This window comes from Peribacillus sp. Aquil_B1 (genome assembly GCF_022603275.1).
GTDB lineage: Bacteria > Bacillota > Bacilli > Bacillales > DSM-1321 > Peribacillus.
The window spans coordinates 224,357-239,951 of sequence record NZ_JAKXEE010000003.1 but is presented as its reverse complement, the minus strand read 5'-3'; the positions used below and the strand labels follow the sequence as shown (position 1 = coordinate 239,951).

The following is a 15,595-nucleotide window of genomic DNA, read 5'->3' as shown; positions in this document are numbered from 1 at the left end:
ACATGGGGGCGGAGAAACTATGAGTACAGGGCAGAAGAGTGAAACGCAATTGGTCATCATTACCGGAATGTCCGGAGCGGGTAAGACAGTGGCGGTTCAAAGTTTTGAAGACCTCGGCTTTTTTTGCGTCGATAATTTGCCGCCCACGCTATTGCCAAAGTTTTTGGAGTTAATGAAGGACTCAGGGAATAAGATGAATAAAGTGGCTCTTGTCATGGATTTGAGGGGGAGGGAGTTTTTTGATTCCTTATTTCTTGCACTGGATAATTTAACGGATTCAGCTGCAGTATCACCAAGAATCCTTTTTCTTGAAGCTGATGACGATTCCTTGGTCCGCAGATATAAGGAAACAAGAAGGACCCATCCACTTGCTCCATTAGGCCGGCCATTGGAAGGCATTAAAATGGAACGTGAACTATTGGACGAATTGAAGGGAAGGGCACAGCTGATTTTTAATACTTCCCAACTGAAACCGCGCGAATTGAGGGAGAAAATCGCTTCGGAGTTTTCTGCCGATAAAAGTGTCGGTTTTACAGTCAATGTCATGTCATTCGGGTTCAAGCATGGTCTGCCCATAGATGCCGACCTTGTGTTTGATGTACGTTTCCTGCCAAATCCATATTATATTGACCATATGAGGCCAAGGACTGGCTTGGAACAGGAAGTGTCGAGTTACGTTTTAAAATGGAGTGAGACGCAAAAATTCTTGGAAAAAGTGACCGATCTGCTTGCGTTCATGCTTCCATATTATAAACGTGAAGGAAAAGCACAGCTTGTTGTTGCGATTGGGTGTACAGGCGGTCAGCACCGTTCTGTAGCATTGACGGAGTATATTTCAAACCACTTCAAGAAGGATTACAGGGTTCAAGTATCACATCGCGATATCGAAAAAAGTAAGGGGAAAGCAGATGTTAGATAAAAAGAAACAACCTAAGGTTGTGATCATTGGAGGGGGAACCGGCCTTCCCGTTTTGTTGAGAGGGTTAAAGAAGCATCCGGTTGATATAACGGCAATCGTAACGGTAGCTGATGATGGTGGAAGTTCAGGCCGCCTTCGCGAGGATATGGACATTCCCGCTCCAGGTGATATTCGTAACGTGCTGGCTGCGTTATCGGATGTTGAGCCCCTTGTTGAACAAATGTTTCAACATCGCTTTCAGAGTAAAAATGAGTTATCCGGGCATTCGCTAGGGAATTTGATACTGGCGGCAATGACCTCGCTGACAGGGGATTTCGTCCATGCGATCCAGGAAATGAGTAAATTTCTTAATGTCCGCGGTAAAGTGCTTCCGGCTGCCAACCAAAGTGTGGTTCTCCATGCGGAGATGGAGGACGGAACGATTGTTACAGGTGAATCCAAGATTCCCTTCTCAGGAAAGAAAATAAAAAGAGTATTTCTGTCTCCTCATCATATAAAGCCGCTCAGTGAAACCCTCCAGGAAATCAAGCAGGCAGATCTTATTGTCATAGGTCCAGGGAGCCTATATACTAGCATTCTGCCTAACTTACTTGTTCCTGGTTTAGGAGAAGAGGTTGCCCGTTCGAAGGCGAAGAAGGTGTACATTTGCAATTTGATGACACAAGCCGGAGAGACGCTGGATTATAGCGCGAGCGATCATATAAAAGCGATTTATGACCATATGGGAAATGCATATATTGACAGGATACTTGTTAATAATGAAGAAATACCAACCGAGATTCAGCAACGCTATCAAGCTGAATATGCTAAACCGGTCATGTATGATGTGGAAAGCTTAAAAATGATGGGGCTTGAAATCATACAAGAACGCATTTTTAGCTATGAAGGGAATGTAATACGCCATGACACGAAAAAAGTGGCGGATTTGCTCTATAATATGCTTGTAAATGAAACAAAAAGCCACATTGCACCGTAGATATAAGCGGGGACGGTTTTTTGATTGATAAAAATAGATTACCTGCGTTCGATTGGGGGTGAAATGGATGTCTTTTGCTTCAGAAACGAAAAAAGAGCTTACTACATTAGAGGGAAAGGATTGCTGCGGTAAAGCGGAATTGTGTGCGCTTATCCGGATGAACGGATCCCTTTCATTTTCTAATCGGAAGCTTGTTGTGGATATTCAAACGGAGAATGCTGCGATTGCCAGAAGGATTTATACGCTGCTGAAAAAAAGTTATGAGGTCCAGGTCGAGCTGTTGGTCCGTAAAAAGATGAAGCTTAAAAAGAATAATGTATATATTGTCAGGATGTCATCCGGAGGGCAGCGGGTTTTAACCGATTTGGAAATTTTAGGAGATGGCTTTGAAATTCTCCACGCTATATCCGATACTATTGTTGGGAAGAAATGCTGTAAGCGTTCTTACTTAAGAGGTGCATTTCTTGCGGGGGGTTCGGTGAATAATCCGGAAACGTCTTCCTATCACCTTGAAATTTTCTCACTTTACAAAGAGCACAATGATGCCCTTTGTGAGCTAATGAATAAGTTTGGCTTGAAGGCCAAGACTCTTGAACGCAAGAAAGGGTACATCATTTATTTGAAAGAAGCCGAAAAGATTGCCGAGTTTTTAAGTATAGTTGGCGCCCATTCAGCTTTATTAAGGTTCGAAGATGTACGGATTGTCCGTGATATGCGTAATTCAGTGAATCGGCTTGTGAATTGTGAAACAGCCAATTTGAACAAAACGATCGGAGCCTCATTACGTCAGGTTGAAAATATCCATTATATCGAGGATACGGTGGGATTAGGCATTTTACCGGATAAGCTTAGGGAAATTGCGGAGCTTAGGATAGCGTTTCAGGATATAACCTTAAAGGAACTAGGGGAAATGGTTTCTGGGGGAACCATCAGTAAATCCGGGATTAATCACCGATTACGAAAGATTGATGAAATAGCTGACAGGCTCCGTGGGGGAGAAGCTATTGCTGCGAAAAAATAAAGCTAACAGGGGAGATCAAGATGGTGGAAAAACAAGTTGAGGTAAAATTGAAGACGGGTTTGCAAGCGCGGCCGGCGGCCCTTTTTGTACAAGAAGCTAACCGCTTTCATTCAGATGTTTTTCTTGAAAAAGAAGGAAAGAAAGTGAATGCAAAAAGTATAATGGGATTAATGAGCCTTGCCATCAGTTCTGGCGTGTCCGTGAAGTTAATCGTCGAAGGACGCGATGAAAAAGAAGCGCTAGAGGCATTGGAAGAGTTCGTTCAGCAAGAGGGTTAAAAGAAAGGATGCCTAAAAGTGCATCCTTTTCATTTATAATGTAAAAAAGGCTCCGGAAGTCGCTTCAGGCGATCTCCGGAGCCTTTTGTTGCATAATTATTTAGAGTCTTTTTTGTCATCAAGGATGCTGCGCGTGATGACTTTGTCGATCAAGCCATATTCAAGGGCTCTTTCGGAAGTCATGAAGTTATCACGTTCCGTATCTCTTTGAAGGACTTCAATAGGTTGTCCAGTGCGTTCTGCCAAGATCTGGTTCAGTTTATCTTTCAAGTGAAGGATACGGCGGGCAGCAATTTCAATCTCCGTAGCTTGACCTTGAGCTCCTCCAAGTGGTTGGTGAATCATGACCTCACTGTTTGGCAACGCATAACGTTTGCCTTTTTCACCAGCGGCCAATAGGAAAGCGCCCATGGAAGCGGCCATGCCGATGCATACTGTCGATACATTAGGTTTGATATATTGCATAGTATCGTAAATGGCCATACCGGAAGTGATGCTTCCACCAGGGCTGTTGATGTATAGAGTGATATCTTTTTCAGGATTTTCCGCTTCTAAAAATAGTAATTGAGCAACAATGGAGTTGGAAACATTATCGTCAATTGCACTTCCTAGCATAATGATCCGGTCTTTTAATAAACGGGAGTAAATATCGTAGGCACGCTCCCCACGACTTGTTTGTTCGATAACTGTAGGAATTAAATTCATGTTCATTTCCTCCTTCGATTAAGAGAATCATTTAAATTCTTTATGTATGTATGATACACTTTTTGGTCAATTTAGGTCAAACAAAACAAACCCTATAATGGATAATTTGTTCGACAATTTTCTGGCTAAGGCTCCTTCCCGATAGATTACTTTATATATTATGCCGCACAGGGATGAATTTCCACATTACCCATAATACCCAAATGACGAAGTTTTAAACCTGATAACCCTTGCAAAGGAGGGGAATCTATCATATAATGAAATCTGTTGAAAAATTATTTTCTATTACGCCCTCGTAGTGCAACGGATAGAACGCAAGCCTCCGAAGCTTGAAATGCAGGTTCGATTCCTGCCGAGGGCATTACCAATCTTCTGCTTAATAAAGTGGGGGATTTTTTATTGGTCATTTTTAAGAGGGTCCCTAAGATTTTTGGCGAATCCACTCGATTTCCGTAATATTCCATCGAATCCTGTAATGTAAGCCCCGTCTTGAAAATATTCGCACACACTATTGAAAAATGGTGATTTTTCAATAAAAGTAGTTGTTTAATTTGCGTTTCTAACATATAGTATTTAAAACAAATAAACTATTCAGAAAAAAACGTAAGCGTTTTCATGGGTTTTTGTGTAGAATTTTCTCCTGATAATGTAAAATGGAGTGGGGGAGGGATGAATCGATGAGTATGAATATGAAAGCAGGACTTTTTCAACAGCAAACATTAAAGATGGCAATGACGCAGGAGCTTATGCAAGCTATTACATTGCTGCAATACTCCTCGCAGGAGCTATCGGCTTTTTTAGAAAATAAAATGGTGGAGAATCCATTACTGTCCATAGATCAGCCAACATCGGCTTTATTTCAGCCAACTTTTGACCGGAAAAAGGGGAAACGGACTCTTAAGAATACGTATGATGCAAACTATTGGATTGAACAGATCAGTGAAGATACTATATCGCTTGAACAGCATATCATGTCCCAGGTGAATCTTCAGCAGCTTACCGGTGAGCAGCAGAAGGCGTTGCTGCTATTAATTCATAACCTTGATGAAAACGGTTACTTAAGGACTGAGCTGGATGATATATGTATCCCAGGTATATCTCCGATCGTTTTGGAAGAAAGCCTCTCAATTTTACAGGAACTCGAGCCGCATGGAATTGGAGCGAGAAATCTTCAAGAGTGCCTTTTGCTTCAGGTGCAAGCAGAAGCGGTGAATCTGCTTGCGGAATCGATCATAGAAAACCATTTCCTCGATTTTGCTGAAAAGCGCTGGAAAGACCTAAGTAAGAAAATCGGTGTTACAATGAAGGAAATTCAAGAAGTATTTGATTATGTCCAGACATTGAACCCGCGACCGGCTTCACTCTTTTTTCAGGAAAAACCTTCTTATATAGTGCCGGATGTGGTCGTGGAAGTTCGGGATGGCATGCTGCTTGTCGGGAATTATGATGGTAACACACCTAATCTTAATGTGGATAAAGGGTATTTAAACCGTATGAAGAGCCATAAGGATCAGGGGGTTCAACGGTTTATCCAGGATAAGTGGCAGGAATACCAATGGATTTCCAGAGGGATCCAACAGAGGAAAGAAACGATATTGAAGGTCATTCAGTGCATCGTCGATAAACAGCCGGCGTGCTTTCATCATGGCCTGAACTATTTGAAACCGATGACGATGAAGGAAATCGCCGACGAACTTGGAATACATGAGTCCACAGTAAGCCGGGCGGTCAAAGGGAAATACGTGCAGACACCATTTGGCACGATAGAGATGCGGATATTTTTCACTACTTCTTTACAGTCAGTCGGCCTTGATGAGGATATGTCGGGCATGCAGGCAAAAAAGAGCCTGCAGGCAGCCATCAATGGGGAAAATAAACAAAAGCCGCTTTCGGATCAGGATCTGGCAGAACGGTTGAAAGAAGAGCATGGAATTATCCTGGCACGCCGAACCGTTGCCAAATACCGCGAACAATTAGGTATCCCTTCTTCATCTAAACGAAAAAGATATGATTGAAAAGGATGAGTGATTTGGAATCAAATGCGTTTGTTTTATATAGTAGGGATAAATGCCCGTTATGCGATAAAGCCAAGCAGGTGCTTGAAGATGTGAAAGAGGAATCAGGCATAGGCTATAAAGAAATCGATATCCATACCGATGATGATTTGCTTGAGAAATTCGGGCTGATGATTCCTGTCGTAGAATGGAAAGATGATATCGTTCAATTCGGGAATGTTGATAAATCAGCTCTAAAACGCCTTTTGGAAAAATAATTTTTCAAATCATTTGAAGAAACATTCCGTTCCTGCTAGAATAAAATATGTAGCAGGAATATTTTTTTGTTTTAAGTGGGACAGAAAATGACTACGCGGGACATTAAACGTCCAACTTAACTTTTTAGGAGTTTTAAATATGCGTACATTACTCGAGGTACAAAGAAAATTATTACCGGATTTCCTTATGGTTATGCAAAAAAGATATGATATCCTGCGTTATATCAAAATGATGCAGCCGGTTGGAAGGCGCAGTCTGTCCGTGAGCCTTAATTTGACAGAGCGGACGCTTAGAGGCGAGGTTGATTTTCTGAAAAGTCAGAACCTGGTTAACATATTCACCTCTGGCATGACGCTGACCGATGAAGGGATTGAAATCCTGGATAAGTTAGAAGGAATAATGCGTGAAGTAATGGGTATAGACATAATGGAACGGCAATTGCAGGATTTATTGCAAGTGGATGAGGTCATTATTGTCTCAGGAAATTGTGATGAGACTCCATGGGTGAAAAAAGAATTGGGTAAAGCTTGTGCAATCCGTATGAAACGAGAATGGAACTCAAAGAATATCATTGCAGTTACTGGCGGATCGACAATGGCCGAAGTCGCTGATTCGCTGTCACCTGATGAAGCGTCGAAGAAATTGACATTTGTCCCGGCCCGCGGGGGAATTGGTGAAGCAGTGCAGAATCAGGCCAATACGATTGTTGAAAAAATGGCCCAGAAGGCACAGGCCTCATACAGAGTGTTATATGTACCCGATCAATTAAGCGGTGAGGTTTATGCTTCATTTCAGAAGGAACCTGCAATTAAAGTAGTGATTTCCCAAATCAAATCTGCGGATATGATCATTCATGGAATTGGTGATGCCATGGCGATGGCAGAAAGAAGAAATTCTTCGCCAGAAATGTTAAAGAAGCTGTTAGATGGAAATGCTGTAGGAGAGGCATTCGGTTATTATTACGATGAAAACGGCAAAGTTGTTCATAAAGTTTTGACAGTCGGCATCCAGTTAGATGATCTTAGCCCTGAAAAGCGAGTGATAACTGTGGCAGGTGGTAAAACTAAAGCAAAGGCTATCCGTTCCTACATGAAAGGCGCACCTTCATCAACCGTTTTAATCACGGATGAAGCGGCGGCACAAGAGTTAATTCAGGGGAATTACACCCCTTAATATATTTGCGAACTTAAAAGGAGGAATTTTTCATGGCAGTAAAAGTTGGTATTAATGGTTTTGGACGTATTGGACGTAATGTATTTCGTGCAGCATTGAGTAATCCTGGGGTAGAGATTGTTGCTATTAACGACTTAACGGATGCTAATATGTTAGCGCACCTTCTTCAATACGATACAATTCATGGATCTCTTAATGAAAAAGTAACAGTTGATGGAGATTACCTTGTTGTTGATGGTCATAAAGTCAAAGTCTTGGCTGAACGCGACCCTGCACAATTAGCATGGGGTGAACTAGGAGTAGAAGTAGTAGTAGAATCTACAGGTCGTTTCACGAAACGTGCAGATGCAGCTAAGCATTTAGAAGCTGGAGCGAAAAAAGTAATCATCTCTGCTCCTGCATCTGATGAAGACATCACAATCGTCATGGGTGTTAACGAAGACAAATATGATGCAGCTAACCACCATGTAATCTCCAATGCTTCTTGTACAACGAACTGTTTAGCTCCATTTGCTAAAGTGCTTCATGAACAATTCGGAATCAAACGCGGTATGATGACTACTGTTCACTCTTATACAAATGATCAGCAAATCCTTGATTTGCCACATAAAGATTACCGCCGTGCACGTGCAGCTGCCGAGAATATCATTCCTACAACAACTGGGGCAGCAAAAGCTGTAGCACTTGTTCTTCCTGAACTTAAAGGGAAATTGAATGGTATGGCAATGCGCGTACCAACTCCAAACGTATCTGTCGTTGACCTTGTTGCAGAACTTGAAAAAGACACAACAGTTGAAGAAGTTAATGCAGCATTCAAAAAGGCTTCTGAAGGCGAATTAAAAGGAATTCTTGAGTACAGCGAACTTCCGCTAGTATCAACTGACTATAACGGTAACCCATCATCATCTACAATTGATGCCCTTTCCACAATGGTAATGGAAGGAAACATGGTTAAAGTATTATCTTGGTATGATAATGAAACAGGATACTCTAGCCGTGTGGTTGATTTAATCGACTATTTGGCTAAAAAAGGATTGTAATTAGAATAATAAAAAAACCTCACCAAGGTGAGGTTTTTTTTATCACACCTCTAAAAAAACTTGGCAGAAGATGATATTATTAGTAAGTCATTAATCAGTCAAGCGTTTACATTTCTTGTTTTTGGATAATTTCCTGGAAACCGACTATAATGAAAAAGAGAAAAGGGGAGTTGGGAAATTTGCCCTCTCCCTTTTTGACTAAAGAAATCAAAAATATGATAACAATATCTAAGGAGGTTCTTGGATTATGAATAAAAAGTCGATTAGAGATATTGAATTAAAGGGGAAACGCGTATTTTGCCGTGTTGATTTCAATGTGCCGATGCAAGACGGAAAGATTTCGGATGATACGAGAATCAAAGCTGCACTGCCGACGATTTCCTATCTGACAGAACAAGGCGCTAAAGTCATCTTAGCCAGCCACCTTGGCCGTCCTAAAGGACAAGTCGTAGAAGAATTGCGTCTAGCACCTGTTGCGGAAAGACTAAGCGAACTTAGCGGCAAGGATGTGCAAAAGGCAGAAGAAGCTTACGGCGAGACCGTTCAATCAATCATCGATAACATGCAAGATGGCGAGATCCTGTTGTTGGAAAACGTTCGTTTCTATCCAGGAGAAGAGAAGAACGATCAAGAATTGGCGAAGTCATTTGCTGCACTGGCTGATGTTTATGTTAACGATGCATTCGGAGCTGCGCATCGTGCACATGCTTCAACTGAAGGGATAGCGCACCATCTCCCAGCCGTTGCCGGATTGCTGATGGAAAAAGAGCTTTCTGTACTTGGAAAAGCCCTATCCAACCCAGAACGTCCTTTTACAGCTATAATTGGCGGAGCAAAAGTTAAGGATAAGATAGGCGTTATCGAAAACCTTTTGGAAAAAGTCGATCACTTGATCATTGGTGGAGGACTGGGCTATACATTCATTAAAGCGCAAGGTCATGAAATCGGTAATTCTTTATTGGAAGAAGACAAAATTGAATTGGCCAAATCTTTCATCGAAAGTGCAAAAGAAAAAGGCGTAAAGCTTCATTTGCCTATCGATGCAGTCGTAACGGCTGAGTTTTCACCTGATGCAGAGACAGCGAATGTCGATATCGATGCTATTCCAAATGATAAAATGGCTCTTGATATCGGTCCAAAAACAAGTGAGTTATTTGCGGATGTAATCAAAAGTTCCAAACTTGTCATTTGGAATGGACCAATGGGTGTATTCGAGTTCGATAAATTTGCGAATGGAACGAAAACCGTTGCTAGAGCCTTGGCGGAAGCAAAAGATACGTACAGCATTGTAGGCGGAGGGGATTCAGCCGCAGCTGCAGAAAAGTTTGGCTTGGCAGAAAAGATGTCCCATATTTCAACTGGCGGCGGTGCATCTCTTGAGTTCATGGAAGGCAAAGAGTTGCCTGGCGTTGTAGCCTTGAACGATAAATAAGACTGACCGTTACATATTTCAACTTTAGAAGGGATGAGAAACCAAATGCGTAAACCGATTATTGCAGGAAACTGGAAAATGAATAAAACTTTATCTGAAGCTACGGCCTTTTTAGAAGAAGTGAGCAATTTGATTCCGAAGCAAGATGTAATCGATACGGTTGTATGTGCTCCAGCTTTATTTTTGGATCAACTGGTTCAAGCAGCAAAAGGAACCGATGTGAAAATCGGGGCGCAGAACATGCACTTTGAAGAAAGCGGTGCTTTTACAGGAGAAATCTCCCCAATCGCATTGGCTGATCTTGGTGTATCCTACGTCATACTTGGGCATTCCGAACGCCGGGAAATGTTCAACGAAACGGATGAAGCTGTTAATAAAAAAGCTCATGCCGCTTTTGCCCACGGATTGACCCCGATCGTTTGCTGCGGTGAAACACTTGAGCAAAGGGAAGCTGGCGAAACGAATGATTTCGTAGGCAGCCAGATTGAAAATGGCCTTGCCGGATTATCTGACGATCAATTGAAACAAGCCGTTATTGCTTATGAGCCGATTTGGGCGATTGGAACAGGAAAATCGTCATCTGCTCAAGATGCAAATGAAGTTTGTGCGCATATCCGCTCGGTTGTTGCCGACAAATTTTCAAATGAAGCAGCTGCAGCCATCCGCATTCAATACGGTGGCAGTGTAAAACCTGAGAATATTAAAGAATACATGGCACAACCTGATATAGACGGTGCATTGGTTGGCGGTGCAAGCCTGAAACCCGATTCGTTTTTACAATTGCTGGAGGCTGGTCACTATGAGTAAGTCGCCTGTGGCACTTATCATCTTAGACGGTTTTGGCTGCCGTAACGAGGAAAAGGGAAATGCTGTTTTTCATGCGAAAAAACCGAACTTTGACCGTTTTTGGGAGCAGTATCCGCATTCCCATTTAACTGCAAGCGGGGAAGCGGTCGGCTTGCCTGCCGGTCAAATGGGGAACTCGGAAGTGGGCCATTTGAATATCGGGGCAGGACGGATCGTTTATCAAAGTCTGACCCGTGTGAACCTGGCTATCCGTGAAGGTGAGTTTGCCCAAAACCCAACTTTGGTCGATGCCATGAGCCATGCAAAGAAAAAAGGCACGGACCTTCATCTTTTCGGTCTTCTTTCAGATGGCGGCGTGCACAGTCATATTGATCATATGTATGCCCTGCTGAAATTGGCCGCAAAAGAAGGAGTTAAAAATGTATATGTACATGCATTTTTAGATGGTCGTGATGTCGGGCCGAAAACGGCGCAAGGTTATATTAAGGAAGCGGAAGCGAAAATGAAGGAAATCGGTGTTGGACAGTTTGCGACCATATCCGGAAGATATTATTCGATGGACCGTGATAAGCGCTGGGAGCGTGTGGAGAAATCCTACCGTTCGATGGTGTATGGTGATGGCCCTGCTTACTCTTCCGCGATGGAATGTGTCGAGGATTCCTATGAACATGGTATTTTTGACGAGTTCGTGATACCTTCAGTCATAACGGCGGAAGACGGTAAACCGGTGGCAACGATTAAAAATGATGATGCCGTAATCTTTTATAACTTCCGTCCAGACCGGGCGATCCAGATTTCCAATACGTTCACGAATGAGGATTTTCGCTCATTTGACCGCGGCCCTGGACATCCGAAGCATCTCCATTTTGTATGCTTGACACATTTTTCAGAAACAGTTGACGGATATGTTGCATTTAATCCGACAAATCTTGATAATACATTAGGGGAAGTACTTTCCCAAAACCAGCTTACCCAGCTTCGTATCGCTGAAACTGAAAAATATCCGCATGTGACATTTTTCATGAGCGGCGGACGTGAAGAGAAGTTTCCTGGTGAAGAGAGGATTTTAATTAATTCTCCGAAAGTCGCTACATATGATTTAAAACCTGAAATGAGTGCTTATGAAGTTACGGATGCATTGGTGGAACAAATTGAGGCTGATCGCTTTGATGCCATTCTCTTGAATTTTGCCAATCCGGACATGGTTGGTCATTCAGGGATGCTTGAGCCTACCATTAAAGCGATTGAAACAGTGGATGAATGCCTAGGTAGGATTGTCGATTTAATCGTCTCAAAAGGCGGTACAGCAATCATTACCGCTGACCATGGGAATGCCGATGAAGTCGTAACGCTTGAAGGCAACCCCATGACAGCCCATACTACGAATCCCGTGCCTGTCATTATCACTAAAAATCAGGTAACATTAAGAACAGGTGGTATCCTAGGTGATTTAGCTCCAACGATGCTTGATTTGCTTGGAGTCGAAAAACCTGTTGAAATGACAGGGAAATCCCTATTATCTAAATAAAATTGTGAATAGGAAAAGGAGAGATTTATAATGCCGTACATCGAACATGTATATGCACGCGAAGTGCTAGATTCCCGTGGTAATCCAACAATAGAAGTAGAAATCCAAACAGAGTCCGGATACTTCGGACGTGCAATCGTACCATCAGGTGCTTCAACAGGAGAACACGAAGCGGTTGAGCTTCGTGACGGAGATAAATCTCGCTACCTGGGTAAAGGGGTACAAAAAGCAGTCGATAATGTAAATGATATCATTGCTGAAGCTGTCATCGGTTTGGATGTAACGAACCAAGCAGGCCTTGACCTTACTATGATTGAATTGGATGGCACTGAAAACAAAGGAAACTTGGGAGCTAATGCAATCCTTGGCGTATCGATGGCTGCTGCCCATGCTGCTGCGGAATTTTCAGGTTTACCATTGTATCGTTACCTTGGAGGGTTCAATGCGAAACAACTTCCGACTCCAATGATGAACATCATTAATGGCGGATCACATGCCGATAACAATGTTGACTTCCAGGAATTCATGATCCTTCCTGTAGGCGCTCCTAGCTTCAAAGAAGCAGTTCGTATGGGTGCAGAAGTATTCCATGCCTTGAAATCTGTCCTTTCTGCCAAAGGCTTGAATACGGCAGTCGGCGATGAAGGCGGCTTTGCGCCAAACCTTGGTTCAAACCGTGAAGCGCTTCAAGTCATCATCGAGGCAATTGAAAAAGCTGGCTACAAAGCAGGCGAAGATATCTACCTTGGCATGGACGTAGCTTCATCTGAATTCTATAACAAAGAAACAGGCAAATATGATCTTGCTGGCGAAGGCCGCAATGGCGTTACATCAGAAGAAATGGTAGCTTTCTATGAAGAGCTAGTGAATGAATTCCCTATTATCTCCATCGAGGACGGCCTGGATGAAAATGACTGGGATGGCCACAAACTTTTAACGGAACGCATCGGTTCTAAAGTTCAACTTGTTGGTGACGATCTTTTCGTAACGAACACGAAAAAATTGGCTGAAGGCATCGAAAAAGGCATCGGCAACTCCATCCTGATCAAAGTGAACCAAATTGGTACACTGACTGAAACATTTGATGCAATCGAAATGGCTAAACGCGCAGGCTACACTGCAGTCGTTTCCCATCGTTCCGGTGAAACGGAAGATGCAACGATCGCTGATATCGCCGTTGCAACAAACGCAGGACAAATCAAAACTGGTTCCATGTCCCGTACAGACCGTATCGCTAAATACAACCAACTTCTTCGCATCGAAGACCAGCTTGGTGACTTGGCTGTATATGGCGGCTTGAAATCTTTCTATAACTTGAAGAAGTAATTCCTCCTCCTATTCAATGTGGCCATCCACATTGAATAGGAGATTTTTTATGCCTATAAACTAGTCACCGATTCAGATGAAGGATTTAATCAAACGTTTGATTAATAAAAAAAGGTGCCCGGATTCCGGGCACCTTTTTTTTATTTATTCGATACAGCTTCCACTGGTACGGCATTATAGTATTCTTCTAATGTGATCTTCGCTTCAAAGATTTCAGTTGCGGTATCGACACCAACATAGCGGATGTGCCATGGTTCGTATTTATAACCTGTGATGTTTTCCTTGCCTTCAGGGTAGCGGATAATAAATCCGTATTCATGTGCATGTTCAGCAAGCCAGGCCGCTTCATTCGTATCACCGAAGCAGTCTTGGGCAGCGCAGGCACCATCGTGGGTCGTGACATCAATCGCCAGGCCCGTTTCATGCTCGCTTGTCCCAGGCATTGCACTATAGGTTTTCGCTTTTTCTTCCCCGTCCTTAGCCACATAGTTATTAAAGACCGTGATTTGTGTTTGGTGTGAGCGGTAAGCGGAAACGCCGGCAAAGTGCATATTGTCTTTTTCGGCAGCTTGGAACATTGCTTCAAGAGCTTTTCCCGCTTCTTCCCGCATCATTCTTTTATCGATTTTATCTTCAAAGATGAAGTCCACTTTTGGATAGATAAGGTCATCAGGTTTGTAATCCTCAGGCAGGCTGTATTGCTTATTGACAAGTACAGGTATGCTTTCCGGATGGGCTAACGTCTGAAGGCCATCCTGTGCGGGTTTAGACGTTTCATCAACTTCCACCTGGCGTTGGGCCGATTCTTTTGAATCATTATTCTTGTCGGTCTCAGTCTCCTTCTCAGTCTCCTGGGAGCTCGGTTGTTCTTCTTTTTGCTCCTTTTCATGCTCGCTTGTCAAGTCGGATGAACAGCCAGCCATTAGAATGAAAGATGATAGAGCAGTTGCTGCAAATATAGGTTTTAACATATGAAAGGCCCCTTGCTTTTAATATAAGATTTCCAATAAAAGTAGTTTTGAAAAAAATTATCGTGATAAGTAATCCCTTGTTAATTCACTTTGATATTTATCAAGAAATAAGCCAATCCAGACAACCATCAATAAAAATGGATAATCGTTACGGACTGCGGTTTCCACGACGGGATCAGACCAAAAGCTCGAAAGGAAACCAGATGACATCCTGATTGTCTCGAATGTGACAAGGCCGTGAAGCGATAACCAAAGAATCGTAAGAGTATTGGTTCCAAACCCAATGACCGCCGCTATGACGCTCAGCAAGGCGGCTGCTGCCCCGATCAATAGGACATTGAAGCTTGATTGGAAAAAGTCGGTACCGCTATTGGAAAGTCCATTATAAATAATAGCAGTAAAATAAACGGTTGTCGTGATATATGCAGCAAATAATAAGTATCGATTTCCGTGATACTTTGCCAGCAGCAATAAAAGCGGTGATAGGATGATTAATAGGACACTGATAAAATTGCTTCCGCCTGTCCATAAAGAATAGCCGGCAACCGCCGAGAATAGGATGGTCAGGAGATCAAGAATCCGGAGTATGGACTTAAACATGTTGACACCTCTTTCTCTATTTATGCAAATTATCTCAAACTTTGTTTCAAAAAGAAAATAAATGACTATGGATTTTTAGGAATTCTTACCATCATAGTATAACAAAGATTGTGGATATTTATTGGGTGTGGTAAAGTTAAAGTAATTGTTTATTGGTTCTTCAGGAGGTGTAATTGCATGCATGCATTTCTCATAACGCTTTTAGTGATTGTCAGTATCGCCCTCATTGTGACGGTATTGCTTCAATCAGGTAAGAGTGCAGGTTTATCAGGTGCGATTGCCGGCGGTGCTGAGCAGCTGTTCGGAAAGCAAAAGGCACGCGGTTTGGACCTGGTTTTACATCGTGCAACAATAGTATTGGCGATTTTATTCTTTGCTTTAACTTTACTTGTTGCATACTTTGATGTGTAATGGATCAAAAATGAGTCTAGCTAAATAGCTAGGCTTTTTTCTTTGCACAATAGTTACATGAATAGATATAGTGATTTTAGTACTTAATTATAGGATAGGGATGTTTTAAATTCTATTACTGATAAAGGAGCTTAG

Annotated in this window: 16 protein-coding genes and 1 tRNA gene; 14 read left to right on the top strand and 3 right to left on the bottom strand. The window is 42.5% G+C overall.

The genetic code is table 11. The annotated features are described in order from the left end of the window. The first annotated feature begins 19 nt into the window (after positions 1-19). From rapZ to MPH60_RS19315, 4 genes are all read left to right on the top strand, one after another. On the top strand, positions 20-919 hold the full coding sequence (rapZ, locus tag MPH60_RS19330) for an RNase adapter RapZ (protein WP_241593142.1): 900 nt from the start codon (positions 20-22) through the stop codon (positions 917-919). Then, entirely contained in the window at positions 909-1,895 is a 987-nt protein-coding gene (locus tag MPH60_RS19325; protein ID WP_241593143.1) for a gluconeogenesis factor YvcK family protein, read from the top strand. Before rapZ ends, MPH60_RS19325 begins: the two co-directional genes overlap by 11 nt. A gap of 67 nt (positions 1,896-1,962) precedes the next feature. Further along, complete coding sequence (gene whiA, locus MPH60_RS19320; RefSeq protein WP_101223718.1) at positions 1,963-2,916, top strand: DNA-binding protein WhiA; 954 nt, start codon at positions 1,963-1,965, stop codon at positions 2,914-2,916. A 20-nt stretch (positions 2,917-2,936) separates the two neighbouring features. Continuing rightward, a complete protein-coding gene (locus tag MPH60_RS19315) occupies positions 2,937-3,194 on the top strand; it encodes an HPr family phosphocarrier protein (RefSeq protein ID WP_048688029.1) in 258 nt (85 codons plus the stop codon). A gap of 96 nt (positions 3,195-3,290) precedes the next feature. Here MPH60_RS19315 and clpP read toward each other — a convergent pair whose 3' ends face one another. Further along, positions 3,291-3,899 (bottom strand): ATP-dependent Clp endopeptidase proteolytic subunit ClpP, encoded by a 609-nt coding sequence (clpP, locus tag MPH60_RS19310; protein WP_063233960.1) that lies wholly within the window; start codon positions 3,897-3,899, stop codon positions 3,291-3,293. A gap of 289 nt (positions 3,900-4,188) precedes the next feature. On the opposite strand from clpP, the gene MPH60_RS19305 reads away from it, so the two are divergent. The 9 genes from MPH60_RS19305 to eno all read left to right on the top strand — a co-directional run bounded on the left by MPH60_RS19305 (position 4,189) and on the right by eno (position 13,478). Continuing rightward, a tRNA-Arg gene (locus MPH60_RS19305) sits at positions 4,189-4,260 on the top strand. A gap of 316 nt (positions 4,261-4,576) precedes the next feature. Then, positions 4,577-5,914: an RNA polymerase factor sigma-54 gene (gene rpoN, locus MPH60_RS19300; RefSeq protein ID WP_336275421.1), complete on the top strand. Its 1,338-nt coding sequence runs from the start codon at positions 4,577-4,579 to the stop codon at positions 5,912-5,914. A gap of 14 nt (positions 5,915-5,928) precedes the next feature. Then, positions 5,929-6,171, top strand: a complete 243-nt coding sequence (locus tag MPH60_RS19295) for a glutaredoxin family protein (RefSeq protein WP_241593144.1) — start codon at positions 5,929-5,931, stop codon at positions 6,169-6,171. Between the two features lie 139 nt (positions 6,172-6,310). Further along, positions 6,311-7,345 carry a sugar-binding transcriptional regulator gene (locus tag MPH60_RS19290; RefSeq protein WP_241593146.1) on the top strand — a complete coding sequence of 345 codons (1,035 nt, stop codon included), beginning with the start codon at positions 6,311-6,313 and terminating at the stop codon, positions 7,343-7,345. A gap of 32 nt (positions 7,346-7,377) precedes the next feature. Next, the gene (gene gap / locus MPH60_RS19285; RefSeq protein ID WP_076368241.1) at positions 7,378-8,385 is read left to right on the top strand and encodes a type I glyceraldehyde-3-phosphate dehydrogenase; all 1,008 of its coding nucleotides are present in this window, start codon (positions 7,378-7,380) and stop codon (positions 8,383-8,385) included. A 247-nt stretch (positions 8,386-8,632) separates the two neighbouring features. Next, positions 8,633-9,817, top strand: a complete 1,185-nt coding sequence (locus tag MPH60_RS19280) for a phosphoglycerate kinase (protein ID WP_241593147.1) — start codon at positions 8,633-8,635, stop codon at positions 9,815-9,817. A 45-nt stretch (positions 9,818-9,862) separates the two neighbouring features. After that, positions 9,863-10,624 carry a triose-phosphate isomerase gene (tpiA, locus tag MPH60_RS19275; RefSeq protein WP_241593148.1) on the top strand — a complete coding sequence of 254 codons (762 nt, stop codon included), beginning with the start codon at positions 9,863-9,865 and terminating at the stop codon, positions 10,622-10,624. After that, complete coding sequence (gpmI, locus tag MPH60_RS19270; protein WP_241593149.1) at positions 10,617-12,152, top strand: 2,3-bisphosphoglycerate-independent phosphoglycerate mutase; 1,536 nt, start codon at positions 10,617-10,619, stop codon at positions 12,150-12,152. The genes tpiA and gpmI overlap by 8 nt, the downstream gene beginning before the upstream one ends. Positions 12,153-12,182: 30 nt before the next feature. Further along, positions 12,183-13,478 (top strand): phosphopyruvate hydratase, encoded by a 1,296-nt coding sequence (gene eno / locus MPH60_RS19265; RefSeq protein WP_034309992.1) that lies wholly within the window; start codon positions 12,183-12,185, stop codon positions 13,476-13,478. Between the two features lie 140 nt (positions 13,479-13,618). Here eno and MPH60_RS19260 read toward each other — a convergent pair whose 3' ends face one another. Both MPH60_RS19260 and MPH60_RS19255 read right to left on the bottom strand, forming a co-directional pair. Then, entirely contained in the window at positions 13,619-14,449 is an 831-nt protein-coding gene (locus MPH60_RS19260) for a M15 family metallopeptidase (RefSeq protein ID WP_241593150.1), read from the bottom strand. Positions 14,450-14,506: 57 nt separating this feature from the next. Next, positions 14,507-15,049 (bottom strand): hypothetical protein, encoded by a 543-nt coding sequence (locus MPH60_RS19255; protein WP_241593151.1) that lies wholly within the window; start codon positions 15,047-15,049, stop codon positions 14,507-14,509. 177 nt (positions 15,050-15,226) lie between these two features. Between MPH60_RS19255 and secG the strand changes: the two genes are divergently transcribed. Further along, on the top strand, positions 15,227-15,460 hold the full coding sequence (gene secG, locus MPH60_RS19250; RefSeq protein WP_034309999.1) for a preprotein translocase subunit SecG: 234 nt from the start codon (positions 15,227-15,229) through the stop codon (positions 15,458-15,460). Positions 15,461-15,595: the final 135 nt, after the last annotated feature.

Bases quoted from the DNA above. Each gene is read 5' to 3' on its own strand.
- MPH60_RS19260 (WP_241593150.1), bottom strand. From the start codon at position 14,449: ATGTTAAAACCTATATTTGCAGCAACTGCTCTATCATCTTTCATTCTA.
- clpP (WP_063233960.1), bottom strand. From the start codon at position 3,899: ATGAATTTAATTCCTACAGTTATCGAACAAACAAGTCGTGGGGAGCGT.
- MPH60_RS19290 (WP_241593146.1), top strand. From the start codon at position 6,311: ATGCGTACATTACTCGAGGTACAAAGAAAATTATTACCGGATTTCCTT.
- eno (WP_034309992.1), top strand. From the start codon at position 12,183: ATGCCGTACATCGAACATGTATATGCACGCGAAGTGCTAGATTCCCGT.
- MPH60_RS19315 (WP_048688029.1), top strand. From the start codon at position 2,937: ATGGTGGAAAAACAAGTTGAGGTAAAATTGAAGACGGGTTTGCAAGCG.
- secG (WP_034309999.1), top strand. From the start codon at position 15,227: ATGCATGCATTTCTCATAACGCTTTTAGTGATTGTCAGTATCGCCCTC.
- gpmI (WP_241593149.1), top strand. From the start codon at position 10,617: ATGAGTAAGTCGCCTGTGGCACTTATCATCTTAGACGGTTTTGGCTGC.
- rpoN (WP_336275421.1), top strand. From the start codon at position 4,577: ATGAGTATGAATATGAAAGCAGGACTTTTTCAACAGCAAACATTAAAG.
- MPH60_RS19280 (WP_241593147.1), top strand. From the start codon at position 8,633: ATGAATAAAAAGTCGATTAGAGATATTGAATTAAAGGGGAAACGCGTA.
- MPH60_RS19325 (WP_241593143.1), top strand. From the start codon at position 909: ATGTTAGATAAAAAGAAACAACCTAAGGTTGTGATCATTGGAGGGGGA.
- MPH60_RS19255 (WP_241593151.1), bottom strand. From the start codon at position 15,049: ATGTTTAAGTCCATACTCCGGATTCTTGATCTCCTGACCATCCTATTC.
- gap (WP_076368241.1), top strand. From the start codon at position 7,378: ATGGCAGTAAAAGTTGGTATTAATGGTTTTGGACGTATTGGACGTAAT.
- rapZ (WP_241593142.1), top strand. From the start codon at position 20: ATGAGTACAGGGCAGAAGAGTGAAACGCAATTGGTCATCATTACCGGA.
- whiA (WP_101223718.1), top strand. From the start codon at position 1,963: ATGTCTTTTGCTTCAGAAACGAAAAAAGAGCTTACTACATTAGAGGGA.
- tpiA (WP_241593148.1), top strand. From the start codon at position 9,863: ATGCGTAAACCGATTATTGCAGGAAACTGGAAAATGAATAAAACTTTA.